This window comes from Streptomyces sp. NPDC012794 (genome assembly GCF_042901085.1).
Lineage (GTDB): Bacteria > Actinomycetota > Actinomycetes > Streptomycetales > Streptomycetaceae > Streptomyces.
The window spans coordinates 13,254-36,144 of record NZ_JBIBCI010000003.1; the positions used below are offsets into that span (position 1 = coordinate 13,254).

General features: G+C 72.5%; 22 protein-coding genes and 1 riboswitch. Of the genes, 11 read left to right on the top strand and 11 right to left on the bottom strand.

Annotated features, from left to right (window positions below; translation table 11 throughout):
• Positions 1 to 185: 185 nt before the first annotated feature.
• Entirely contained in the window at positions 186 to 1,472 is a 1,287-nt protein-coding gene (locus tag ACFY7H_RS06105; protein ID WP_388933811.1) for an extracellular solute-binding protein, read from the bottom strand.
• 292 nt (positions 1,473 to 1,764) lie between these two features.
• Between ACFY7H_RS06105 and ACFY7H_RS06110 the strand changes: the two genes are divergently transcribed.
• From ACFY7H_RS06110 to ACFY7H_RS06135, 6 genes are all read left to right on the top strand, one after another.
• Positions 1,765 to 2,529 carry a GntR family transcriptional regulator gene (locus ACFY7H_RS06110; RefSeq protein WP_388934967.1) on the top strand — a complete coding sequence of 255 codons (765 nt, stop codon included), beginning with the start codon at positions 1,765 to 1,767 and terminating at the stop codon, positions 2,527 to 2,529.
• Between the two features lie 130 nt (positions 2,530 to 2,659).
• A complete protein-coding gene (locus ACFY7H_RS06115; RefSeq protein ID WP_388934971.1) occupies positions 2,660 to 4,912 on the top strand; it encodes a carbon starvation CstA family protein in 2,253 nt (750 codons plus the stop codon).
• On the top strand, positions 4,909 to 5,106 hold the full coding sequence (locus ACFY7H_RS06120) for a YbdD/YjiX family protein (protein ID WP_388933813.1): 198 nt from the start codon (positions 4,909 to 4,911) through the stop codon (positions 5,104 to 5,106). The genes ACFY7H_RS06115 and ACFY7H_RS06120 overlap by 4 nt, the downstream gene beginning before the upstream one ends.
• 127 nt (positions 5,107 to 5,233) lie before the next feature.
• The gene (locus tag ACFY7H_RS06125; protein ID WP_388933817.1) at positions 5,234 to 5,728 is read left to right on the top strand and encodes a GNAT family N-acetyltransferase; all 495 of its coding nucleotides are present in this window, start codon (positions 5,234 to 5,236) and stop codon (positions 5,726 to 5,728) included.
• Positions 5,729 to 5,744: 16 nt separating this feature from the next.
• Positions 5,745 to 5,882: riboswitch (cobalamin riboswitch) on the top strand.
• Between the two features lie 144 nt (positions 5,883 to 6,026).
• Positions 6,027 to 8,420, top strand: a complete 2,394-nt coding sequence (locus ACFY7H_RS06130) for a ribonucleoside-diphosphate reductase subunit alpha (protein ID WP_388933819.1) — start codon at positions 6,027 to 6,029, stop codon at positions 8,418 to 8,420.
• Positions 8,420 to 9,436, top strand: a complete 1,017-nt coding sequence (locus tag ACFY7H_RS06135; RefSeq protein ID WP_388933821.1) for a ribonucleotide-diphosphate reductase subunit beta — start codon at positions 8,420 to 8,422, stop codon at positions 9,434 to 9,436. Before ACFY7H_RS06130 ends, ACFY7H_RS06135 begins: the two co-directional genes overlap by 1 nt.
• Before the next feature lie 137 nt (positions 9,437 to 9,573).
• On the opposite strand, the gene ACFY7H_RS06140 is transcribed toward ACFY7H_RS06135, so the two are convergent.
• Positions 9,574 to 9,783, bottom strand: a complete 210-nt coding sequence (locus ACFY7H_RS06140) for a hypothetical protein (protein ID WP_388933824.1) — start codon at positions 9,781 to 9,783, stop codon at positions 9,574 to 9,576.
• A gap of 81 nt (positions 9,784 to 9,864) precedes the next feature.
• On the opposite strand from ACFY7H_RS06140, the gene ACFY7H_RS06145 reads away from it, so the two are divergent.
• Positions 9,865 to 10,833: a helix-turn-helix domain-containing protein gene (locus tag ACFY7H_RS06145; protein ID WP_388933827.1), complete on the top strand. Its 969-nt coding sequence runs from the start codon at positions 9,865 to 9,867 to the stop codon at positions 10,831 to 10,833.
• Positions 10,834 to 11,014: 181 nt separating this feature from the next.
• On the opposite strand, the gene def is transcribed toward ACFY7H_RS06145, so the two are convergent.
• The 8 genes from def to ACFY7H_RS06185 form a co-directional block, all read right to left on the bottom strand.
• Positions 11,015 to 11,650, bottom strand: a complete 636-nt coding sequence (gene def / locus ACFY7H_RS06150) for a peptide deformylase (protein ID WP_388933829.1) — start codon at positions 11,648 to 11,650, stop codon at positions 11,015 to 11,017.
• 58 nt (positions 11,651 to 11,708) lie between these two features.
• Positions 11,709 to 12,704, bottom strand: coding sequence for a tetratricopeptide repeat protein (locus ACFY7H_RS06155; protein WP_388933832.1), 996 nt, complete (start codon positions 12,702 to 12,704; stop codon positions 11,709 to 11,711).
• Between the two features lie 127 nt (positions 12,705 to 12,831).
• Positions 12,832 to 14,127 (bottom strand): HD-GYP domain-containing protein, encoded by a 1,296-nt coding sequence (locus ACFY7H_RS06160; RefSeq protein WP_388933835.1) that lies wholly within the window; start codon positions 14,125 to 14,127, stop codon positions 12,832 to 12,834.
• Positions 14,124 to 15,581, bottom strand: coding sequence for an HD-GYP domain-containing protein (locus tag ACFY7H_RS06165; RefSeq protein WP_388933838.1), 1,458 nt, complete (start codon positions 15,579 to 15,581; stop codon positions 14,124 to 14,126). The genes ACFY7H_RS06160 and ACFY7H_RS06165 overlap by 4 nt, the downstream gene beginning before the upstream one ends.
• A gap of 195 nt (positions 15,582 to 15,776) precedes the next feature.
• Positions 15,777 to 16,079 (bottom strand): mycothiol system anti-sigma-R factor, encoded by a 303-nt coding sequence (rsrA, locus tag ACFY7H_RS06170; RefSeq protein ID WP_388933841.1) that lies wholly within the window; start codon positions 16,077 to 16,079, stop codon positions 15,777 to 15,779.
• Complete coding sequence (locus ACFY7H_RS06175; protein WP_007266438.1) at positions 16,076 to 16,720, bottom strand: sigma-70 family RNA polymerase sigma factor; 645 nt, start codon at positions 16,718 to 16,720, stop codon at positions 16,076 to 16,078. The genes rsrA and ACFY7H_RS06175 overlap by 4 nt, the downstream gene beginning before the upstream one ends.
• Before the next feature lie 359 nt (positions 16,721 to 17,079).
• The gene (locus tag ACFY7H_RS06180; RefSeq protein ID WP_388933844.1) at positions 17,080 to 17,730 is read right to left on the bottom strand and encodes an alpha/beta family hydrolase; all 651 of its coding nucleotides are present in this window, start codon (positions 17,728 to 17,730) and stop codon (positions 17,080 to 17,082) included.
• A 100-nt stretch (positions 17,731 to 17,830) separates the two neighbouring features.
• The gene (locus tag ACFY7H_RS06185) at positions 17,831 to 18,646 is read right to left on the bottom strand and encodes an SOS response-associated peptidase (RefSeq protein WP_388933846.1); all 816 of its coding nucleotides are present in this window, start codon (positions 18,644 to 18,646) and stop codon (positions 17,831 to 17,833) included.
• A 53-nt stretch (positions 18,647 to 18,699) separates the two neighbouring features.
• Here ACFY7H_RS06185 and ACFY7H_RS06190 point away from each other — a divergent pair, with 53 nt between their 5' ends.
• The 4 genes from ACFY7H_RS06190 to ACFY7H_RS06205 all read left to right on the top strand — a co-directional run bounded on the left by ACFY7H_RS06190 (position 18,700) and on the right by ACFY7H_RS06205 (position 22,270).
• Entirely contained in the window at positions 18,700 to 19,413 is a 714-nt protein-coding gene (locus ACFY7H_RS06190; protein ID WP_388933850.1) for a M50 family metallopeptidase, read from the top strand.
• A gap of 53 nt (positions 19,414 to 19,466) precedes the next feature.
• Positions 19,467 to 20,813 (top strand): 3-phosphoshikimate 1-carboxyvinyltransferase, encoded by a 1,347-nt coding sequence (aroA, locus tag ACFY7H_RS06195; protein WP_388933852.1) that lies wholly within the window; start codon positions 19,467 to 19,469, stop codon positions 20,811 to 20,813.
• A gap of 9 nt (positions 20,814 to 20,822) precedes the next feature.
• The gene (rsgA, locus tag ACFY7H_RS06200; protein WP_388933855.1) at positions 20,823 to 21,833 is read left to right on the top strand and encodes a ribosome small subunit-dependent GTPase A; all 1,011 of its coding nucleotides are present in this window, start codon (positions 20,823 to 20,825) and stop codon (positions 21,831 to 21,833) included.
• A 113-nt stretch (positions 21,834 to 21,946) separates the two neighbouring features.
• On the top strand, positions 21,947 to 22,270 hold the full coding sequence (locus ACFY7H_RS06205; protein WP_388933858.1) for a DMT family transporter: 324 nt from the start codon (positions 21,947 to 21,949) through the stop codon (positions 22,268 to 22,270).
• On the opposite strand, the gene ACFY7H_RS06210 is transcribed toward ACFY7H_RS06205, so the two are convergent.
• Positions 22,236 to 22,802: a TetR/AcrR family transcriptional regulator gene (locus ACFY7H_RS06210; protein WP_388933860.1), complete on the bottom strand. Its 567-nt coding sequence runs from the start codon at positions 22,800 to 22,802 to the stop codon at positions 22,236 to 22,238. The two genes, ACFY7H_RS06205 and ACFY7H_RS06210, sit on opposite strands and share 35 nt — an antisense overlap.
• Positions 22,803 to 22,891 lie beyond the last annotated feature (89 nt).

The following is a 22,891-nucleotide window of genomic DNA, read 5'->3' on the forward strand; positions in this document are numbered from 1 at the left end:
GGGGGGGGGGGGGGGGGGCGGGGCGCGGCGGGGGGGGGGGGGGGTGGGGGGGGGGCGGGGGGGGGGGGGGGGGCGGGTGCGCCCCGGGCGGGGGGGGGGGGGGGGGGGGGGGGCGCCCCCCCCCCCCCCCCCCCCGGTGCGTTCACACTGCTGGGCTGTGCGGGTACTGCCGGGTGGGGCCGTTGTTACTTGTTGATGCGGTTCGCGATTTCCTTGTCCGCGTCCGCGCCCGCCTTGGCGGCGTCCTCGCCCTTCAGGACCTTGGTCATGAACTCCTTGATCGGGTTCGGCTCGGTCTCGACGTTGGCCCAGCCCGCGGTCACCGGGGTGATCTTGCCGTTGAGGCCGGCCTTGGCCATGGCCTCGGCGAAGGAGCCGGCGGCCGGGGTGAAGTTCGCGCCGACCTGGTTCGGCAGCAGCGCGCCCTTGACCTCGGCGGCGTACTTGGTCATCTGGTCCTTGCCGGTGGCGAGGGCCAGCCACTCCTTGGCGAGCTCCTTGTTCTTGGAGCGCTCGGCCACGGCGAGGTTCGAGCCGCCGAGGAAGACGGTGCCGGACTTGTCGGCCGTCTTGCCGGGGATCGGGAAGTAGCCGAAGTCGGCTTCCTTGCCCGCGTCCTTCAGGGCCTTCTCGGCACCGCCGGCCTCCCAGCCGAGGCCGATCCAGGAGGAGACGCCGCCCTTGGGGACGATGTCGGTGGACTGCTGCGGGGTGGCCTCGTCCTTGTCCTTGGGGGCGGTGGAGAAGGACTGGAGCTTCTTGTAGAAGTCCATCGCGGAGGCGGCCTGCGGGGTGCCCAGCTGGCCCTTCCACTTGGCGCCGTCCTTGACGGCGAGGTCGCCGCCCTCGTCCCAGATGAAGCCGGCGAGGATGTACCAGCTCTGGCCGGGGAGGTAGATCGGCTGCGCGGAGGGGTCGGCCGCCTTCAGCTTCTCCAGGCCGGCGATCCACTCGTCGCGGGTCTTGGGCGGGGTGACGCCGGCCTTCTCGTAGGCCTTCTTGTCGTAGACGACGACGCGGCTGGCGGCGTACCAGGGGGCGGAGTACAGCTTGCCGTCGACCTCGGCGGAGGCGAGCATGCTCTTCTGCCAGGCGTCGGCGCCGAGCTTGGCCTTGTCCTTCGTCAGGTCGGCGAGGCCGCCGGTGACCGCGTAGCCGGCGGTCTGGGTGTTGCCGAGCTCAAGGACGTCCGGAGGGGTGTTCTCGGAGAGGGCCGTGGTGACCTTCTCCTGGATGCCCGTCCACTTCTGCTCCTCGACCTTGACCGTGACACCGGGGTGCTTGGCCGAGAACTCCTTGTTGACCTGCTCGATCCACGCCTTGGGTGCGGAGCCGTCCATCACCCAGACGGTGATCTCCTTGGCGCCACCCGACGCGTCGGCGTTCGGCTTGTCGTCGCCGCCATTGCCGCACGCCGCGACTCCGACCATCATGCCCACGACACCGACCGCCGCAATGAGCTTGCGCTTCACGCCACCCTCCTCAGGGATGCTGCTGCACCTTCCCTCGCCCGCCGCGGTGACGTACGTACCAAGTACTGCCGTGGGGCCGGGATCTGATCCACATTGGTTTAGACCAGTACCGGGAGCTTGGCCTAGACCTTTAGGGGTGTCAAGGGTCTAATGAGCGGGTGCTCGGTCCGTTATCGGACCGACACCTCGGGGCGGGGAGGAGGCCTGCCCTCCCACCCGTGTCACCATGTGACCGCACATATCGGAGGAGCCGGTGACGGCAGCGAAACTGGAGTCGGGAAGGCGGGCGGCGATGGCCACCGAAGGGGCGACCACGGAGCCGGAAGGCGCGCCGGCCACTCGAACGGCGCGCGTGCCCAAGTACTACCGACTCAAGCGGCACTTGCTCGACATGACCGAAACGCTCCCCCCCGGCACCCCGGTGCCGCCGGAACGCACGCTCGCGGCCGAGTTCGACACCTCCCGCACCACCGTCCGGCAGGCCCTGCAGGAGCTCGTCGTCGAGGGGCGGCTGGAACGCATCCAGGGCAAGGGCACCTTCGTCGCCAAGCCCAAGGTCTCACAGCCGCTCCAACTCTCCTCCTACACCGAGGACATGCGCGCCCAGGGCCTGGAACCCACCTCGCAGCTCCTGGACATCGGGTACGTCACCGCCGACGACACCCTCGCGGGCCTGCTGAAGATCACCACCGGCGGACGCGTGCTGCGCATCGAGCGGCTGCGCCTGGCGAGCGGCGAGCCGATGGCCATCGAGACCACGCACCTGTCGGCCAAGCGCTTCCCGGCGCTGCGCCGTTCCCTCGCCAAGTACACCTCGCTCTACACCGCCCTCGCGGAGGTGTACGACGTCCGTCTCGCGGAGGCCGAGGAGACCATCGAGACCTCCCTGGCGACCCCGCGCGAGGCGGGACTGCTCGGCACGGACGTGGGCCTGCCGATGCTGATGCTCTCCCGGCACTCCCTCGACGCCGACGGAGAACCGGTCGAATGGGTGCGATCGGTATATCGCGGCGACCGTTACAAGTTCGTTGCCCGTCTCCGGCGACCTGCCACGTGATCACTGGTTGACTGCCCTTCCACCTGGGGTGGACGCTCGTACCGCTATGCGGACGGGGGCTTACATCCATGGGTGGGACCCCCGTAGATTCCCTGCGCTCACGCAGATGATCAACGAGGGGACGAGGATCATGCCGGAACCGGATGCAACAGGTACGGACGGGGCTCCGACAGCGGGAGGAGCGGCGGGTCCACGCCCCGGCACGGATTCGCCCTCGCCCTCGGGGAGGCCCTCTCCCCGGTCCGTGGCGATCTGGGTGGGAGTGGCCCTCGTCGGCGCCCTCGGGTGGGGCGTACTGGCGCTCTCCCGGGGTGAGGAGATCTCCGCCGCCTGGCTGCTCGCCGCCGCGCTGGGCTCGTACGCCATCGCCTACCGCTTCTACGCGCGCTTCATCGCCGACCGCGTACTGAAGGTCGACAAGACGCGGGCCACTCCCGCCGAACGCCTCGACAACGGTGTCGACTTCCATCCCACAGACCGGCGCGTGCTCTTCGGCCACCACTTCGCCGCCGTCGCCGGCGCCGGGCCCCTGGTCGGCCCGGTCCTCGCCGCGCAGATGGGCTACCTGCCGGGCACCATCTGGATCGTCGCGGGCGTCATCTTCGCCGGCGCCGTCCAGGACATGGTGACCCTGTTCTTCTCCACCCGGCGCGACGGCCGTTCGCTCGGCCAGATGGCCCGGGACGAGATCGGCCCCGTCGGCGGGGCCGCCGCCCTGATTGCCGTGTTCGTCATCATGGTCATCCTGCTGGCGGTGCTCGCGCTGGTCATCGTCAACGCGCTGGCGCACTCCCCCTGGGGCGTCTTCTCCATCGGCATGACCATCCCGATCGCCCTCTTCATGGGCGTCTACCTGCGCGTCCTGCGCCCGGGCCGGGTCACCGAAGTCTCCTTCATCGGCGTCGCGCTGCTGCTGCTCGCGATCGTCGCCGGCGGCTGGGTCGCCGAGTCCTCCTGGGCTGACACCTTCACCCTGGAGAAGGAGACGCTGGTCATCTGGATGGTCGTGTACGGCTTCGTCGCCTCGGTGCTGCCGGTGTGGCTGCTGCTCGCGCCCCGCGACTACCTGTCCACCTTCATGAAGGTCGGCACCATCGCGCTGATGGCGATCGGCGTGGTCCTCGCGATGCCGACGCTGAAGATGCCCTCGGTCACCGAGTTCGCCTCGCGCGGCGACGGCCCGGTCTTCGCCGGGGCGATGTTCCCCTTCGTCTTCATCACCATCGCCTGCGGGGCCCTGTCCGGATTCCACTCGCTGGTCGCCTCGGGCACCACCCCGAAGATGATCCAGAAGGAGACCCAGGTCCGGATCATCGGCTACGGCGCCATGCTCACCGAGTCCTTCGTCGCCGTCATGGCGGTGATCGCGGCGTGCATCATCGAGCCCGGCCTGTTCTTCGCGGTCAACTCCCCCGGCGGCGTGGTCGGCACCACCGTCCAGAGCGCCTCGGAGGCGGTGACCGGCCTCGGCTTCGCCATCAGCCCGGAGGCCCTCGCGCAGGCCGCGAAGGACGTGGAGGAGGCCAGCCTGCTGTCCCGTACGGGCGGTGCGCCGACCTTCGCGCTCGGCATGTCGGAGATCTTCTCGGCGGTGGTCGGCGGCACCGCGATGAAGGCCTTCTGGTACCACTTCGCCATCATGTTCGAGGCCCTTTTCATCCTGACCACCGTCGACGCGGGCACCCGCGTCGGCCGGTTCATGCTCCAGGACACCCTCGGCAACGTCCACAAGTCCTTCCGGAACGTCAGCTGGAAGCCGGGCGTGTGGCTCGCGAGCGCCGTCGTGGTCGGCGGCTGGGGCTACTTCCTGTGGGTCGGCGTGAAGGACCCGCTGGGCGGCATCAACCAGCTCTTCCCGCTGTTCGGCATCGCGAACCAGCTGCTCGCGGCGGTCGCGCTGGCCGTCTGCACCACGCTGCTGGTCAAGTCCGGGCGGCTCAAGTGGGCCTGGGTCACGGCCGTTCCGCTGGCCTGGGACGTGGCCGTCACGCTCACGGCGAGCTACCAGAAGGTCTTCTCCGACGACGTGAAGGTCGGCTTCTTCGCGCAGCGCGACAAGTACCAGACCGGCATCGACGCCGGGAAGGTGCTCCCGCCCGCCAAGAACATGGACGACATGCACACCGTGGTCACCAACGCGACGGTCGACGGGGTCCTGTCGGCGCTGTTCGCGGTCCTGATCATCATCGTGCTGGCGGACGCGGCCCGGACCTGCCTCAAGGCCATCGCCCACCCCGAGTCCGTCCGCCTCTCCGAGGTGCCGTGGACCGAGTCGAAGATCATCGCCCCGGCCGGGCTCATCGCCACGGCCGAGGAGAAGGCCGAGCTCGCGGCCGCCGGCCTCGACGGGCGCGGCAGCCCGGCCAAGGAACCGGTCGCGTGAGCCGGGTGCGCGGGGCGCTGGCGAAGGCCCGGTTCTTCGTACGGGAGTTCTCCGGCGAGGCCGCGTACGACCGCTACGTCGCGCACGCCCGCACGCACGACCCGGACGCCGAGGTCATGACCCGGCGCGCCTTCGAGCGGGCCCGTACCGACGCCCGCGAGGCGGACCCCCGGGAGGGCTTCCGCTGCTGCTGAGGGCACTCGTGCCCGCGAAAGGGCCCCGCCGTCCCGCACCGGGACGGCGGGGCCCTTCGGCGCGTCCGGCGCACCTCCCGCGACGACGGCGCCGGGCAGCCGGCAGGCGTGGCGCACACTCGGGGGCATGGACTTCGACATCAGAACCGCGAGGGCGGACGAGTACGAGCGGCTGGGCGAGATCACCGGCGCGGCCTACACCGGGGACGGACTGCTCGACCTGAACGAGGACGACACCTACCTGAACGCGCTGCGCGACGTGGCCGGGCGGGCCGGCGAAGGCGAGGTGCTGGTCGCCGTGCGGGACGGCCGGCTGCTCGGCGGCGTGACGTTCGCCGCACCCGGGAGCCGGCTCGCGGACGTGGCCGGCCCGCAGGAGGCGGAGTTCCGGATGCTCGCGGTGGCTCCCGAGGCGCGCTGGCAGGGGGTCGGGGAGGCCCTCGTACGGGCCTGCGCCGAGCGGGCCCGGGCCCTGGGGCTCACGGCTCTGGTGCTGTCCACGCAGCCGGCCATGCCGGGCGCCCGGCGGATCTACGAGCGCATGGGTTTCGTCCGCACTCCGGAGCTCGACTGGTCGCCGTTCCCGGCCCTGACGCTGCTGACCTACCGTCTGGAGCTGTAGCCGCACCGACACAACATGTGGGGGGTCGCGCATCGGTGGCCCCCCACATGTATGCTCATCCTCGCTGTCGCCGCAGGGGAATCCGGTGTGAATCCGGAACTGTCCCGCAACGGTATGACAAGTCCGAGGACCTGCCGACAGTGCGCCCGGGTCGACCGAACCGGGTGCCGACACGTCCGGGCTTCGCGGTTGGGCCGGTGGACGCCATGCGGTGAGTACGCGATTCCGTCGCGCCCGCACGCGCCTCCCCCTGCCCCGATCCGCCGACGACCGGGCCGAGCGAGGGAGAGCTCCCGCCGTGACCATCGCGCCTTCCGCACCGCGCGCCGAGTCCGTTTCTGGCGACACCACCGAAGGCCCGGGGGCCGCGCTGCTGCGTACTCTCACCGAGCTGACCGCCGACCTCCCCGACACCGACCCGGGCCGGGTCGCCGCCGCCGCGCTGCGCGGACGCAGCTCCGCGGCCGACGAGGCCGAGCTGCGCGGGCTGGCCACCGAGGCCGCGGCGGGCCTGATCTCCGAGGACCCGGCCTACTCCCGCCTCGCCGCCCGCCTGCTGACGCTGGCCGTGGCCGACGAGGCCGCCGGCCAGGGCGCCACCTCCTTCGCCGAGTCCGTCGCCGTCGGCCACCGCGAGGGCCTGATCGCCGACCGGACCGCCGATTTCGTCGCCGCCCACGCCGGCCGGCTGAACGCGCTGGTCGAGCACGCGCTCGCCGACGGTGCGGACGACCGCTTCGGCTTCTTCGGCCTGCGCACCCTGCACAGCCGCTACCTGCTGCGGCACCCGCACACCCGCCAGGTGATCGAGACCCCGCAGTACTTCATGCTGCGCGTGGCCTGCGGTCTCGCCGAGGACGAGAGCGTCCAGGCCGTCGAGGAAGTGGCCTCGCTCTACCGGCTGATGAGCCGCCTCGACTACCTGCCGTCCTCCCCCACGCTCTTCAACTCCGGCACCCGACACCCGCAGATGTCCTCCTGCTACCTGCTGGACTCCCCGCTGGACGAGCTGGACTCGATCTACGACCGCTACCACCAGGTGGCCCGCCTCTCCAAGCACGCCGGCGGCATCGGCCTCTCGTACTCCCGCATCCGCGCCCGCGGTTCGCTGATCCGCGGCACCAACGGCCACTCCAACGGCATCGTGCCGTTCCTGAAGACCCTCGACGCCTCCGTCGCCGCCGTGAACCAGGGCGGGCGCCGCAAGGGCGCCGCGGCCGTCTACCTGGAGACCTGGCACGCGGACATCGAGGAGTTCCTGGAACTGCGCGACAACACCGGCGAGGACCAGCGCCGCACGCACAACCTCAACCTCGCGCACTGGATCCCGGACGAGTTCATGCGCCGCGTGAACGCCGACGCCGACTGGTCGCTGTTCTCCCCGGCCGACGTCCCCGAGCTGGTGGACCTGTACGGCGACGAGTTCGACGCCGCCTACCTCAAGGCGGAGGCGGCGGGCCTCGCGAAGAAGACCATGCCGGCCCGCGACCTGTACGGCCGCATGATGCGCACGCTCGCGCAGACCGGCCAGGGCTGGATGACCTTCAAGGACGCCTCGAACCGGACCGCGAACCAGACCGCGCTGCCCGGCACCGTCGTCCACTCCTCCAACCTCTGCACCGAGATCATCGAGGTCACCAACGACGGCGAGACCGCCGTCTGCAACCTCGGCTCGGTCAACCTCGGTGCGTTCGTCGCCGACGGCCGGATGGACTGGGAGCGCCTGGACGAGACCGTCCGCACGGCCGTGACCTTCCTCGACCGCGTCGTCGACATCAACTTCTACCCGACCGAGCAGGCCGGCCGGTCCAACGCCAGGTGGCGTCCGGTGGGCCTGGGCGCCATGGGCCTCCAGGACGTCTTCTTCAAGCTGCGCCTGCCCTTCGACTCCGCCGAGGCGAAGGCCCTCTCCACGCGGATCTCCGAGCGGATCATGCTGGCCGCGTACGAGGCCTCCTGCGACCTCGCCGAGCGCAGCGGCCCGCTCCCGGCCTGGGCCGAGACCCGTACCGCCCAGGGCGTCCTGCACCCCGACCACTACGACGTCGAGCCCACCTGGCCCGAGCGCTGGGACGCCCTGCGCGCCCGGATCGCGAAGACCGGCATGCGCAACTCGCTGCTCCTCGCCATCGCCCCGACGGCCACCATCGCCTCGATCGCGGGCGTGTACGAGTGCATCGAGCCGCAGGTCTCCAACCTCTTCAAGCGCGAGACCCTCAGCGGTGAGTTCCTCCAGGTCAATGCCTACCTGGTGGAGGACCTCAAGGAGCTCGGGGTGTGGGACGCGCAGACCCGCGAGGCGCTGCGCGACTCCTCCGGTTCCGTCCAGGGCTTCGGCTGGATCCCGGCGGAGATCCGCGAGCTGTACCGCACGGCGTGGGAGATCCCGCAGCGCGGCCTGATCGACATGGCGGCGGCCCGTACCCCGTACCTGGACCAGAGCCAGTCGCTCAACCTGTTCCTGGAGACGCCCACCATCGGCAAGCTCAGCTCGATGTACGCGTACGCCTGGAAGCAGGGCCTGAAGACCACGTACTACCTGCGCTCCCGCCCGGCGACGAAGATCGCCCGCGCCGCGTCCGGCGCCGCCGCCGTCCCGGCCGCCGCCGCCACGCCCCTCCCGCAGGCCCTCGACGCCGAGGCGCTGGCCTGCTCCCTTGAGAACCCCGAGTCCTGCGAGGCCTGCCAGTAATGAGCTCCAACGACCAGAAGAACCTTCTCGACCCGGGCTTCGAGCTGACCCTGCGTCCGATGCGCTACCCGGACTTCTACGAGCGCTACCGCGACGCGATCAAGAACACCTGGACGGTGGAGGAGGTCGACCTCCACTCCGACGTCGCGGACCTCGCGAAGCTGACGCCGTCCGAGCAGCACATGATCGGCCGTCTGGTGGCGTTCTTCGCGACGGGCGACTCGATCGTCGCGAACAACCTGGTGCTGACGCTGTACAAGCACATCAACTCCCCGGAGGCGCGCCTGTACCTGTCGCGCCAGCTGTTCGAGGAGGCCGTGCACGTCCAGTTCTACCTGACGCTGCTCGACACCTACCTGCCCGACCCCGACGACCGCGCGGCGGCCTTCGACGCGGTGGAGAACATCCCCTCCATCCGTGAGAAGGCGCAGTTCTGCTTCAAGTGGATGGACTCGGTCGAGAAGATCGACCGGCTGGAGACGGCCGCCGACCGGCGCCGTTTCCTGCTGAACCTGATCTGCTTCGCCGCGTGCATCGAGGGCCTGTTCTTCTACGGCGCCTTCGCGTACGTGTACTGGTTCCGCTCGCGCGGCCTGCTGCACGGTCTGGCGACGGGCACCAACTGGGTCTTCCGTGACGAGACCATGCACATGAACTTCGCCTTCGAGGTCGTGGACACCGTCCGCAAGGAGGAGCCGGAGCTCTTCGACGACGCCCTCCAGCAGCAGGTCACCGACATGCTGAAGGAGGCCGTCGAGGCGGAGCTGCAGTTCGGCCGGGACCTGTGCGGTGACGGCCTGCCGGGCATGAACACCGAGTCGATGCGCGAGTACCTGGAGTGCGTCGCCGACCAGCGCCTGGTCCGCCTCGGCTTCCCGCCGGTGTACGGCTCGCAGAACCCGTTCTCCTTCATGGAGCTCCAGGGTGTCCAGGAGCTGACGAACTTCTTCGAGCGCCGCCCGTCGGCCTACCAGGTCGCGGTCGAGGGCACCGTCGACCTGGACGAGGACTTCTAGGCCGCGGTCGCAGCCCGCTTCGGCCCCGCCCGCGGTTCACGGGCGGGGCCGTTCCGCGTCCGGGCTCGGGCGTCAGCCGCTCCTTCTTGCGGGTCGGCTTGGCGGTCGCCTGCGCGGTCTTGCCCTGCGCGGGGCGGTCAGTGCGCCACGCGGCCCCGGCGCCACGCGGCGGACCGGGTTCCGGCCCGGCGGGGACCGGCCGCCGTCCGGCGCGGCGCCGGCTCCGGGTGGGCCGCCGCGGTGAGCTGGCGGTCGGTGCGGCGCTCGTGCAGGGCCCCGTACAGGGCGGGGGCGAGGAGCAGGGCGGCCACGGCGAGGACGGTGAGGTAGTCGAGGAACGTGTTCATGACTCAAAGATCGTCGGTACCGCCGGAACCGGACAGTGGCAGGACTGTCATGGAAGAGCGAATTACTGCCACACTGGGACCATGCTGAAGAACGTGGCGGTGGCCTTCGTCGACGGAGTGGCGCCCTTCGAGTTCGGGATCTTCTGCGAGGTCTTCGGGATCGACCGGAGCGAGCAGGGGCTGCCCGTGTACGACTTCGCGGTGTGCGCGGCCGAGGAAGGGCCGCTGACCATGGCGGACGTCGGTTTCACCATCGCACCGGCGCACGGGCTGGAGCGGCTGGAGGAGGCCGATCTGATCTGCCTGCCCGCCGACCGGCGGGCGCCGGTACGGGACTACCCCGAGCCCCTCCTCGACGCCCTGCGCCGGGCCGTGGACCGGGGGGCGCGGGTGCTCAGCGTGTGCAGCGGCGCCTTCATGCTCGGTGCGGCCGGGTTGCTGGACGGGCGGCGCTGCACCACCCACTGGCTGCACGCCCCGGCGCTGATGCGCCGCTTCCCGGCGGCCCGGGTCGACCCGGACGTGCTCTACGTGGACGAGGGCGCGGTGATCACCGCCGCCGGCACCGCCTCGGGCATCGACGCCTGCCTGCACGTGGTCCGCCAGGAGCACGGGGCCGAGGTGGCCAACACCATCGCCCGGCGGATGGTCGTACCGCCCCACCGGGACGGCGGCCAGGCCCAGTTCATCCAGCGGCCGCTCCCCCGCACCGCCTGCGACACGGTCGGCGAGGTGATCGGGTGGATGGCCCGCCACCTGGACGAGGAGATCACCGTCGAGCGGCTGGCGGAGCGGGCCCGGATGTCACCCCGGACCTTCGCCCGGCGCTTCCTCCAGGAGACGGGGACCACCCCCTACCAGTGGGTGCTGCGCCAGCGGGTGCTGCTGGCGCAGGAGTTGCTGGAGGCCACGGACGACACGGTGGACGCCATCGCGGGCCGCAGCGGCTTCGGGACGGCGGCGGCCCTGCGTCACCACTTCCTGCGGACCCTGGGCACCACCCCGAACACCTTCCGCCGCACCTTCCGGGGGCCCCGCACCGCGGCCTGACCACAGCCCAACGGCCGGTTATCGACCATGACTTGACATTCCGGCGGCGCAGGTCTGGCCGTGGTCCGCCGACGGTGATGTCATCCGGTCACGCCGGCCGCGCCCCGCACCCCCCACACACGAAGGCCCCGCCTCCGGTTCCGGAGCGGGGCCTTCGTCCGTGTGCGGCGCGCGGCCGGGATCAGTCGTTCGGGACGATCTCGTAGCGCGGGGTGTTCTCCGCCATCTGGCGCAGCGCGTCCTTGCGGTCGCGCTTCGAGAGGCGGTCGATGTACAGGTACCCGTACAGGTGGTCGGTCTCGTGCTGGAGGCAGCGCGCGAAGTAGCCCGTGCCGCGGACCTTGATGGGGTTGCCCTGGGCGTCCTGGCCGGTGACCTCGGCGTAGTCCGGGCGGGCCAGGGAGGCGTACGCGGTCGGGACCGACAGGCAGCCCTCGTTCGAGTCGTCCAGGACGCGGGAGCCGGCCGGCTGCTCGACGAGCTTCGGGTTGACCACGACACCGGTGTGGCGCACGCCGTCGTCGTCCGGGCAGTCGTACACGAAGACCTTGGCGTCGACGCCGATCTGGTTGGCGGCCAGGCCCACGCCCTCGGCGGTCTTCTGGCTGGCGAACATGTCGTCGATCAGCTGCGCCAGCTCGTCGCCGAACTCCGTGACGTCCTTGCACTCGCGGTGCAGCACCGGGTTGCCGACCACCGTGATCGGGCGGGACGTACCGCGCTCGCGGTAGGCGAGCTCGCGCGCCTCACAGTCCTCGGTGTCCACGACGTAGCCCTCGTCGTCGATCGGGGTCACCTGGTTCTCCTGCTGCGCCATGTCCGCCGTACGCCTTCCCTCAAGTCCGTGGTGTGCCCGTACAGCCTACGGCCCTGGGTCAGCAGACTTCTTCGAGATCCCGCCACTCCCGGCTGTCCGGACTGTCGGCGACCCAGCCGTCGAGCAGCCCGCGCACCAGGCCCGCCGGCGCCGCGATGCCGCATTCGCGCTCGGGCACCCACAGGGAGCCGGATCCGGCCGTGCGGTGGCCGAGCGGGCCGGGGTGGCCCGGTTCGCTGTGGTCGTGCGGGTCCAGGTGGTCGCCGTTGTCCTCGCCGCTCGGCATCTCGCTCTCCGAACAGGTCCGGCACAGCAGCCGCACCGAGGAGGACCAGTCCTCGGCGGCGAAGCCGGCGTCCGAGGCCAGCTGCTCCAGCGCGTCACGGTCGGCCTCGGTGGCCGCCTCCAGCAGCACCACCCAGGTCGGCACCGGCGAGGGGGCCCACAGCTCGATCTCGTCGAAGACCGGGTACGAGGGGCCGGCCGCGGTGACCCGCTCGCCGTGCGGCACCCCGTCGTGCAGGACGACCTCGCCCCAGCGCCGCCCGGAGGAGGGCAGCGGGATGGACAGGACCTCCATGCGGGCTGGATCCAGCCTGCGGCCCCACACGACCTCGGCCTCGCCCTCGGGGGACAGCCGGACGGCGGCGCTGCCGAGCTCCATGCCCACCGGCTCGCCCGTCCCCGCCGTGCTGTGCGGGTCGCCGGGCACCTTCAGGCCGTACGCCTGCCAGGCCCGGCGGGCCAGCGGCCAGTCCTGGAGCGCGGTCGCGGCGATCCCCACGTTCCACCAGTCCGGGGCGCCGGTCTCCCGGTCGAGCAGGGCCACCGCGCGCAGCCCCGCCGCTCTGGCCTGCTCCCAGTCGTGCCGGAACTTGTGCAGCAGGGCCAGGTTGAACCAGGACTCGGACAGCCAGGGCTCCAGGTCCGCAGCCCTGGTCAGCAGCGCGCCCGCGTCCTCGTACCGACCGTCGCCGATCAGCGTGAACGCGCGGTCGGTGGCCTGCCGCCACGAAGCGGAGGGCCGATGCCGTACCTTCCCGAAGATCCTCACGATTCCCGCCTGCTTGGGGGCACCCCCAGCGGTGGCTGGGGGACAGGTGCAGCCTTGCGCACACCCTCACGGACACTCCTACTGCATCCAACCATGCCCGCTCGGACAGCCGCTCATTACCCATGGGTTACCCCGGTGGAACGGCTACGACCCTGCCGCGTCCTCCCCTGGCCAGAACCCTCGCCAAGGACTCCACGACCTCCGGCTGGTAGTCGCGCCCGGTGCCCAGGCGCAGCTGTTCGAGTGCGGCCAGTGAGCCGCCCGGGTGACGGCTCCCGCCCGCGAGGTCGTCGTACGCGTTGACCGCGCGCACGATCCGGGCGGCGAAGGGCTGCTCGCGGTACGGATCCGCCTGGCGTTCCACGATCACCGCGACCTCGGCCGGCACCCCGGTCTGGCGCGCCACCTCACCGCCCAGCTCGGCGATCCGGCGGGCTTCGGCGGCGGGCAGGTCCTCGGTGGCTCCGGCGGGGACCGGGTCGACGAGCGAGAGCTGGCCGATGTCGTGCATCAGCGCGGCGTACTCCAGCACGGTGAGCTCCCGTTCCGACAGGCCCAGCTCGCGGCCGACCTCGCGGCTCAGGGCGGCGACCCGGCGGGCGTGCCCGGGGGCGGTGTACCCGGCGATCTCGGTGGCCCGGGCCAGGGAGGTGATGGTCTGGCGGTAGGTGGTGCGGACGGCGGTGATCCGGTGGAGGGACATCTGGGTCAGCAGCAGCGGCACGCAGAAGACCGGGAGGGCCCACAGGCCCGCCACGGCCACGCCGAGGGCCATCACGACCCCGGTGGCGCAGATCGCCGAGCCGGTGCCGGGCAGGGCGCGCAGCTCGTCGCGGAGCAGGGGCCCGTACGGCCAGCCGGTGCGGGCCCCGGCCGGGACGGCGGCGAGCACGGCGTCGCACAGGGCGGTGAGGCCCAGCAGGAGCAGCAGGAACAGGACGAGGTACGGGCCCTGCCCCAGGTGGTCGCCGAGCTGCCCGGAGTGGTGGAGCGGCTGGAAGCAGGCGGCGGCGAAGGCGACGGTGAGGACCCGGCGGGCGACGTGGTCCAGGGCCGGGCCGTGGCCCCGGGCTACGTGCGGGACGATCCCGGCGAGGGCGGCCGCGACGACGACGGCGACGGTCTGGAGCACCCCGTGGTGGGTGGGGTGTCCGGCGTTCTGTCCGAGCAGGGCGTAGGCGAGGGCTCCGGCGGAGCCGAGCGGTGCGGGCTGGCGGGGCCCGGCGGGACCGGCGCCTTCGGTGGAGGGGCCCGCGGAGGCCGGGCGGGGGTCGCGCCGGGCGAGTTCGCCGAGGGCGACCAGCGTGCCGAAGGCGAGGGCGGTGCCGGGCTCGACGACGCCGGTCCACAGGGTGTGGCCCAGCCCGGCGGCCGCGAGCAGCCCGGCGGCGGCGCGTACCGCCCAGACGGCGAGGGCCCTCACCGGCCGCCCCCGGCCCGCCCGGCCGGATCGGCGGCCCGCGGATCCCCGGCCGCCGCACCGCCGGCCGGCGCCCCGCCGGGCCCCGGCGGTGGCGGGCCGGGTGCGGCGGGGATGACCTGGAGGTCCACGTCCGAGGTGACGACGGGGTGCCAGCCGTGCCGGCCGATGGCGGCGGCCAGGGCCCGCACCATCGCCGGGTCGAACTGCGCGCCCGCGCAGCGCTCCAGCTCCGCCAGGGCGGTCTCGACCGGCCGGGCCCGGCTGTAGGAGCGGGTGGAGGTCATCGCGTCGAAGGAGTCGGCCACCGCCACCACGCGGGCCAGGACCGGGATCTGGTCCCCGCTCAGCCCGTACGGGTACCCGCGGCCGTCGACCCGCTCGTGGTGGTGCAGGATCGCGGACCGGGCCTCCCCGAGGAATCCGATGCCCCGCACCATCTCGTGTCCGTACTCGGGGTGCAGCTCGATGATCCTGCGCTCCTCCGGGGTCAGCGGCCCGTCCTTGCGCAGCAGCCGGGTCGGCACGCCCAGCTTGCCGACGTCGTGCAGGATCCCGGCGATCCGGACCACCTCCAGGCGGTCGTCGCCCATGCCCAGCTCGCGGGCGATCATGGCGGAGGCCTGGCCGACCCGTTCGCTGTGCCCGCGCGTGTAGCGGTCCTTGATGTCGACGGCCTGGACGAGGGCGCGGATCGTGGCCCGGTGCGCGGCGCTCTCGCGCTGGTACTGGGCGAAGACCCAGCAGGAGATGTACATCGGCAGCAGGACGAGCAGCGCGGCCGGCACCCCGTACGGGCTGCGCCACATGACGGCCATCATCAGTCCGGCCAGCCCGTGCGCGCCGTACTGGGCCAGGGAGGCGGCGGTGCCGCGCCAGGCGGTGGCGGCGGGCCGGTGTTCGGCGGCGGCCAGGACGGCCCCGTCGAGGGCGGTGAGCACCAGGCAGAAGACGACGGCCGCGACGGCCGCGGGGAGCAGCACGTACGGGAAGTCGGCCACCACCCAGGCGGTGGGTCCGGCGTCCCCGGGCGGTCCCGCGCCGCCGCCCCGGCCGGTGAGGGCCTGCGGTCCGCCGAGGAGCCCGTAGGCCTGCCCGGCCGCCCAGGCGGCCGTCGCCTGCTGTGCGGCGTGCCAGATCCGGCGCACCCTGGCGGGCCGCTGGACGACGCTCTGGGCGAGTCCGCCCGGCAGGGCGACGAGCGCGGCGGCCGGGGGCGGGAGCAGGAAGACGGCGGCCATCACCACCGGGAGGAAGGAGCCGATGCCCTCGGGGACCCGGCGGCCCAGGACGGGCAGGGCCCGCGTCCCCTCGCAGCCGAGGGAGAGGAGGGCCAGCAGGGCCACGGCGGGCCAGGGCGTCGAGGCCGGCGCGAGGAGGGCGGGGGCGGCGCATGCCGCGGCGGCGAGAACGGCGGCCAGGACGCAGGCGCGCGCCGCCGGGGGCAGTACCCGCATGGCGCTCTCCTCCCCCAGGGGCCGGGAATCCGGGTACCGGACACGAGCGGTACCGCGAGGGGAGAATAGGGCGGCCCCCGAACCGAGCGGGGGCCCATTTTCGTATTGCACCGTACGGGCGCCCCCGGATTAGCACCTTCGAGTGAACGAAGTGGAGTTCCGGGGGCGGAGGTTCAGCGGAACGACGCCGGCCGTTCAGCCGGTCGCGGGTCCGGCGGTGATGTCGCCTTCGGGCACGGCCTGACCCGAGCGGATCAGTTCGATCCGTCCCATGACCTTGGAGCGGAGGTCGGTCGGCACGTCGTCCGATCCGCAGCAGCGCTTGACCAGCTTCTTCACGGCCTGTTCCAGGCCGTACTTCTCCAGACAGGGATTGCATTCGCCGAAGTGCGTCTCGAACTTCGTGCAGTCACTGTCGGGCATCTCGTGGTCCAGGAACTCGTACAGATGGTCCAGGACCTCGGCGCACTCCGTCTCGTGCGGCTCTCCGCAGCTCATGAGCCCGAGCCTTTCAGGTCGTTCGACTCTCCCGCGCCGGCGGGAACCAGCCCGCGCTCACGGGCATAGTCCTCCAGCATTCCGCGGAGTTGACGGCGCCCACGGTGCAGCCGCGACATGACCGTACCGATGGGTGTACCCATGATGTCCGCGATCTCCTTGTACGCAAAGCCCTCTACGTCGGCAAGATAGACCGCGATGCGGAACTCCTCCGGAATGGCCTGGAGCGCTTCCTTCACGTCCGAATCGGGCAGGTGGTCGAGCGCCTGCGACTCGGCGGAACGCAAACCGGTCGACATGTGCGACTCGGCGCGCGCGAGCTGCCAGTCCTCGATCTCCTCGGCGGCACTGCGCTGCGGCTCGCGCTGCTTCTTGCGGTAGGAGTTGATGAACGTGTTGGTGAGGATGCGGTAGAGCCACGCCTTGAGGTTGGTGCCCTCGCGGAACTGGTGGAAGGACGCGTACGCCTTCGCGTAGGTCTCCTGGACCAGGTCCTCGGCGTCGGCCGGGTTGCGCGTCATGCGCAGCGCGGCGGAGTACATCTGGTCGAGGTAGCCGAGGGCGTCCCGCTCGAAGCGCGCGTTGCGCTCCGCGGTCGTCTCCTGTGCCTGGCCTTCGTCGGTCCCAGCGACAGGACCCACCTCCTCCGACAGCGTGGCGGCTCCGAAAGCGGATCCGCTCGAATCGGAGAATAGTCGACCATCCCGGCCCTCCGCCGCCCGAAGCGAGCCGCGCTTGGGGGCGGGCAGCACCGTCCAGTCCAGGTCAGCGGCCTGCGGACGGTTCTGGCTGATGACCTGGGTCATGCGCTCCCTCTCCTCCGACGTCTTTCCCCTGCGTTCCGACACTCCCCACAACAGGCGGCCCGGGCAGGGCATTCCCTGGTGCGCCAAGGGTTTCCGGCGCCCGGCGGGGTCCGCCGGGGCCGGGTGAGCGGGGTCACCCCGGAATCTGTCAGGTCCCGGCCGGAGCCGGGCTCCCCCGAGCCGGGAAACGGGGCTCAGCCGATGAGCCGGGCGAGCCACGGGGCCACCGCGCCGGTGATCACTTCCAGGGCCTCCTCCTGCGTCGGGCCGCCCTTCTTAGGCACGGCGAAACCGTGGTCGCCGGAGGCCACCTCCACCAGCTCGTACGGGTCCCCCGCGCCCGGCGGCGGGAACTCCTGCGGCCGCCCGAAGGGGTCCCGGCCGCCCTGCACCACCAGCGTCGGCCGTCCGGCGCCCAGCAGCTCCTCGGCGCGGGACTTCTCCGGCTTGCCGGGCGGGTGCAGCGGGAAGGCCAGCGCCAGCACACCGGCCGCGCCCAGCCCGGCGGCGGTGCGGCACGCCACCCGGGCCCCCGCGCTGCGCCCGCCGGCCACCACGGGCAGCCCGGGCCGCTCCAGGGCGGGCCACAGGGCCCGCCAGCCCTCGTCCAGCACCTTGGGCGCGGCGGCGACCTTCTTCCCGGCGACCCGCCAGGGCTGCTCGACCAGGGCCACGGTGACGCCCCGGGCGGGGAGGGCGGCGGCCAGGGCCTGGAGGTCGCGGGCCTCGATGCCGCCGCCCGCGCCGTGGCCCAGGGCCAGCACCAGCCGGGCGGCGCGGGCGGTGTGCCAGGTGATCCGGGCCTCGCCGGCCGGGGTGGCGACACTCTCGGTACGCGTGCTCATGGGCCCATCCTGCCGGGCGGGAGCGGCCGCCCCCGCCGATGGGACACGGGGGCGTGTCGTGGCGGGAGCGCCGGGCCGGGCGGGGCGCTGACGACACCGCCTAGAACAGGGTGGCCTCCTCCGGCGCCTCCAGCTCCGCGAGGAGTTCGGGCCCGTTGTTGCGTACGTTGCTCACGGCCGTGGCCACCGGGTACGCCCGCATCAGCCCGCCGGGCGGGGCCGCCAGCAGCTCCCGCAGGCCGTTCTCGTCGGTGCGGGCGGGATCCAGCCAGGCGTCCCAGCGGTCCGGGGTCAGCATCAGCGGCATGCGGGGGTGGATCTCGGAGAGCGAGCGCGGTCCCTCGGCGGGCGGCACCCCCAGCGGTGCCGTCTCGGCCTCGGCGGTGATCACCGAGCAGGTGGCCCACCAGGCCCGGGGGTGGTCGGGGGGCAGGGCCGCGTCGCGCCAGAACTCGTAGATCCCGGCCATCGCGAAGACCGAGCCGTCGGCGGGGAGCACGAAGTAGGGCTGCTTGCGGGCCCGCTTCTTCTTCCCCTCGACCTCCAGCTGCCGCTCGTCGTGCGCGGTGACCCACTCGTAGTACCCGTCGGCGGGGACGATGCAGCGGCGCTGCGCGAAGGCGCGGCGGAAGGAGGGCTTCTCGTGCAGGGTCTCGGACCGGGCGTTGATCATCCGGGCCGCGCCCTCCGGGTTCTGCGCCCAGGACGGGACCAGGCCCCACTTCACCACCCGCAGCTGGCGAACCGGACGCGGGTCCCGCGCGTCCTTCAGGGGACGGTCCAGGACGACGTGGACCTCCTTCGTCGGCGCCACGTTCCAGTCGGGGGCCAGGGTCTCGCTCGGCTCCCACCGCTCGATCCCGAATATCCCCGCCAGTTCCAGGGGCGTCCGACTCGCCGCAAACCTTCCGCACATGGCTGACACACTGCCATGGCACCGATACCCGACCGCAAGGAGTCCGCCACTCCATGGACAGCAGCACGACGGCCGGCCTCTGGGACCGGCTCACCGGAATACAGACCTCGCCCCCGTGGTGGCTGGTGGTGGCGACGGGACTGGCCGCGCTCGCCGTCGTCGCGCCGCGGCCGGTGTGGCTGCTCTCCCGCAACGCGATCACCATCGCGCACGAGGGCGGCCACGGGCTGCTCGCCCTGCTGACCGGGCGCCGGCTCACCGGGATACGGCTGCACTCCGACACCAGCGGGCTCACCCTCAGCTGGGGCAAGCCGACCGGGATCGGCATGGTCCTGATGCTCGCCGCCGGCTACACGGCGCCCGCGCTGCTGGGCCTGGGCGGCGCGGCCCTGCTGGCGGCGCACCGGATCACGCTGCTGCTGTGGGTGGCGACCGCGCTGCTGCTGGTGATGCTGGTGATGATCCGCAACGCGTACGGGCTGCTGACGGTCGTCCTGACCGGCGGGGCCTTCCTGCTGGTGTCGTGGAAGGCCCCCGAAGCGGTGCAGGCGGCGTTCGCGTACGCGGTGGTGTGGTTCGCTCTGCTCGGTGCGGTGCGGCCGGTGTTCGAGCTCCAGGCCCAGCGCCGCGGCGGCGGGGCGCCGGAGTCCGACGCCGACCAGCTGGGCCGGCTCACGCACGTGCACCCCGTCGCCTGGCTGCTCCTGTTCCACACGGTCACCCTGTGCTGCCTCATCGGCGGAGGGCGCTGGCTGCTCGCCCTCTGAGACGGGGCAGCGATCCAGGTCCGGGGCCGTGGGGAGCCACTAAAGTAAGGGCCATGACCGACACCCCCGCGCTTCCCGACCTCTGGCCCGCTCCGTTCGCGGACGGGGCCGTCCACGCCACCGTCACCGTGCCGGGGTCCAAATCGGTCACCAACCGCGCACTCGTGCTCGCCGCCCTCGCGGCCGAGCCGGGCTGGGTGCGCCGCCCGCTGCGCTCGCGCGACTCCCAGCTGATGTCGGACGCCCTGCGGGCGCTGGGCGTCGGCATCGAGGAGACCGTCTCCTCCAGCTCCGCCGACGGCGACAGCGGCGAGGCCTGGCGGATCATCCCGGCCGCCCTGCACGGCCCGGCCACCGTCGACGTCGGCAACGCGGGCACCGTCATGCGCTTCCTGCCGCCCGTGGCCACCCTGGCCGACGGCGACATCCGCTTCGACGGCGACCCGCGCGCTTACGAGCGGCCGCTCGGCCAGGTCATCACGGCCCTGCGCACCCTCGGCGCCCGGATCGACGACGACGGCCGGGGCGCACTGCCCATGACCGTCCAGGGCGGCGGGGCCCTGGAGGGCGGCACGGTCGAGATCGACGCCTCCAACTCCTCCCAGTTCGTCTCCGCGCTGCTGCTGTCGGCGCCGCGCTTCAACCAGGGCGTGGAGGTCCGGCACGTGGGCGGCAAGCTGCCGTCCATGCCGCACATCCGGATGACCGTGGACATGCTGCGCGCGGCGGGCGCCCAGGTCGACACCCCGGAGGCCGGCGGTGAGAAGGACGTGTGGCGGGTGACGCCCGGCGCGCTGCTCGGCCGGGACATGGTCGTCGAGCCCGACCTCTCCAACGCCCAGCCCTTCATGGCCGCGGCGCTGATCACCGGCGGTACGGTCACCATCCCGGACTGGCCCGCGCGCACCACGCAGCCCGGTGACGCGCTGCGCGAGATCTTCACCGCGATGGGCGGCTCCTGCGAGCTGACCGAGGCCGGTCTGGTCTTCACCGGCACCGGCAAGATCCACGGCATCGACGTGGACCTGAGCGAGGTCGGCGAGCTGACCCCGGGCATCGCGGCCGTCGCGGCCCTGGCCGACTCGGAGTCGGTCCTGCGCGGGGTGGCTCACCTGCGGCTGCACGAGACGGACCGGCTGGCGGCGCTGACCGCGGAGATCAACGGTCTCGGCGGCGACGTCACGGAGACCGAGGACGGCCTGCGCATCCGCCCGCGCACGCTGCACGGCGGCGTGTTCCACACCTACGACGACCACCGCATGGCCACCGCGGGAGCGGTGATCGGCCTGGCCGTGGCGGGCGTGGAGATCGAGAACGTGGCGACGACCGCGAAGACCCTGCCGGACTTCCCCAGGATGTGGAAAGACATGCTCGCGGGAACGACGGGAGCGGGAGCGTAGGGGCCCGTCATGCGCAGGTACGGCAAGCACACCGACGAGGACGACATCCGCCAGCGCCCGAACCCCAAGGGCAACCGGGCCAGGACCAGCATCCGGCCCAAGCACGAGGACGCGGCCGACGGCTTCGTCCTCACCGTGGACCGCGGCCGGCTGACCTGCCTGGTCGAGGACCGCAAGGTCACCGCCATGAAGGCCCGTGAACTGGGACGCAAGGCGGCGGTGGTCGGCGACCGGGTGTCGCTCGTCGGTGACCTGTCCGGCAAGAAGGACACCCTCGCGCGGATCGTGCGGATCCAGGAGCGCAAGTCCGTCCTGCGGCGCACCGCGGACGACGACGACCCGTACGAGCGGGTGGTCGTCGCCAACGCCGACCAGCTGGCCATCGTCACGGCGCTGGCCGACCCGGAGCCCCGGCCCCGGATGATCGACCGCTGTCTGGTGGCCGCGTACGACGCCGGGCTGGAGCCGCTGCTGGTGCTGACGAAGTCCGACCTGACCTCGGCGGACAAGATCCTGGAGGTCTACTCGACCTTCGGCCTGAAGTACGTGGTCACCAACCGCGAGGAACTGGAGACGGGCGGCGCGGCCGAGCGGGTGCGCGAGCTCCTGGAGGGCCGGATCACCGCCTTCGTCGGCCACTCCGGCGTCGGCAAGACCACCCTGGTCAACTCGCTGGTCGCCGAGGGCCGCCAGCGGGCCACCGGTCATGTCAACGCCGTCACCGGCCGCGGCCGGCACACCACCACCTCGGCGCTCGCGCTGCCGCTGCCATCCGGCGACGGCTGGGTCATCGACACCCCGGGCGTGCGCTCCTTCGGCCTGCACCACGTCGACCCGTCCCGGGTGGTGCTGGCCTTCCCCGACCTGGTGCCGGGGACCGAGGAGTGCCCGCGCGCGTGCGGTCACGACGAGCCGGACTGCGCGCTGGACCGTTGGGTGGAGGAGGGCCACGCGGACCCGGCGCGGCTGTACTCGCTGCGGCGGCTGCTCCAGACCCGCGAGCGCCGCGAGGGCGACTGAGGGCGGACCGGCGGCAGGTTGACCGTCCGGTGGGGTTTGCCGCCGCCCCCGTCCGGTGAATGCATAATCGCATCACGTGACGCCGGGTCACCTGATGCGGGGAGGCGTACGCCATGGCGTGGCTGCTGGTCGTGGTCGCCGGGATCCTGGAGACGGGTTTCGCGGTGTGCCTCAAGCTGTCGCACGGGTTCACCCGGCTGTGGCCGACGATCGCCTTCGCGTGCTTCGCGCTGGGCAGTTTCGGGCTGCTGACCCTCGCGCTGAAGAAGCTGGACGTGGGACCGGCGTACGCGGTGTGGACGGGCATCGGGGCGGCCGGGACGGCCATCTACGGCATGGTCTTCCTCGGCGACCTGGTCTCCACCCTCAAGCTCGTCTCGATCACGCTGGTGATCATCGGGGTCATCGGCCTCCAGCTCTCCGGTTCGGCGCACTGAGCAGCCGCAGCAGTTCCACCGCCGCCGGGTCCTGGTCCGGCGTCCCCGGCGCGACCACGTAGGACAGCGCGAGGCGTACGGCGAGCTCGCAGCGGCGGGGCGGTTCCTGCGGCAGCGCGGCGGCGGCCCGGTCACGGGCCGCCCGGGTCAGCTCCCCCGGACCGAACGCCTGCCGGCTCCCGGCGGGGGGCGGCGTCGGCAGCCCCGGCCCCCAGGAACCGGTCAGCAGGGCCCGTACGAGGACCCGGGCGCGGGCCGCCCGTACGGTCCACTCGGCGACGGCGGCGAGCCGCTCGGCGGAGCCGCGGGCGTCCGGCGCGGCCAGCGCCCGCTCCACCCCGTCCAGGTACCAGTCGGCAGCGCGGCGCACGAGGGCGCGGCCCAGGCCCGCCTTGCCGCCGAACTCGTTGTAGAGGGTCTGGCGCGACACCCCGGCGGCGGCCGCGACCTCGACCATCCGTACGGCCGGCCAGGGCCGGGAGGCGAGCGCGGTCTCGGCCGCTTGCAGCAGGGACTCTCGGGCCGTCGGCATCGCCACCTCCCCGCTAGTTCACCGGCCGGGCTCCAGCCACCAGAGTTGACGGGCCGCCAGATCCCGTCAAGGGCGCGTCCCGGCCGCAC

Bases quoted from the DNA above. Each gene is read 5' to 3' on its own strand.
- ACFY7H_RS06110 (WP_388934967.1), top strand. From the start codon at position 1,765: ATGGCCACCGAAGGGGCGACCACGGAGCCGGAAGGCGCGCCGGCCACT.
- ACFY7H_RS06115 (WP_388934971.1), top strand. From the start codon at position 2,660: ATGCCGGAACCGGATGCAACAGGTACGGACGGGGCTCCGACAGCGGGA.
- ACFY7H_RS06125 (WP_388933817.1), top strand. From the start codon at position 5,234: ATGGACTTCGACATCAGAACCGCGAGGGCGGACGAGTACGAGCGGCTG.
- ACFY7H_RS06135 (WP_388933821.1), top strand. From the start codon at position 8,420: ATGAGCTCCAACGACCAGAAGAACCTTCTCGACCCGGGCTTCGAGCTG.
- ACFY7H_RS06140 (WP_388933824.1), bottom strand. From the start codon at position 9,783: ATGAACACGTTCCTCGACTACCTCACCGTCCTCGCCGTGGCCGCCCTG.
- ACFY7H_RS06145 (WP_388933827.1), top strand. From the start codon at position 9,865: ATGCTGAAGAACGTGGCGGTGGCCTTCGTCGACGGAGTGGCGCCCTTC.
- def (WP_388933829.1), bottom strand. From the start codon at position 11,650: ATGGCGCAGCAGGAGAACCAGGTGACCCCGATCGACGACGAGGGCTAC.
- ACFY7H_RS06165 (WP_388933838.1), bottom strand. From the start codon at position 15,581: ATGCGGGTACTGCCCCCGGCGGCGCGCGCCTGCGTCCTGGCCGCCGTT.
- rsrA (WP_388933841.1), bottom strand. From the start codon at position 16,079: ATGAGCTGCGGAGAGCCGCACGAGACGGAGTGCGCCGAGGTCCTGGAC.
- ACFY7H_RS06180 (WP_388933844.1), bottom strand. From the start codon at position 17,730: ATGAGCACGCGTACCGAGAGTGTCGCCACCCCGGCCGGCGAGGCCCGG.
- ACFY7H_RS06185 (WP_388933846.1), bottom strand. From the start codon at position 18,646: ATGTGCGGAAGGTTTGCGGCGAGTCGGACGCCCCTGGAACTGGCGGGG.
- ACFY7H_RS06190 (WP_388933850.1), top strand. From the start codon at position 18,700: ATGGACAGCAGCACGACGGCCGGCCTCTGGGACCGGCTCACCGGAATA.
- aroA (WP_388933852.1), top strand. From the start codon at position 19,467: ATGACCGACACCCCCGCGCTTCCCGACCTCTGGCCCGCTCCGTTCGCG.
- rsgA (WP_388933855.1), top strand. From the start codon at position 20,823: ATGCGCAGGTACGGCAAGCACACCGACGAGGACGACATCCGCCAGCGC.
- ACFY7H_RS06205 (WP_388933858.1), top strand. From the start codon at position 21,947: ATGGCGTGGCTGCTGGTCGTGGTCGCCGGGATCCTGGAGACGGGTTTC.
- ACFY7H_RS06210 (WP_388933860.1), bottom strand. From the start codon at position 22,802: ATGCCGACGGCCCGAGAGTCCCTGCTGCAAGCGGCCGAGACCGCGCTC.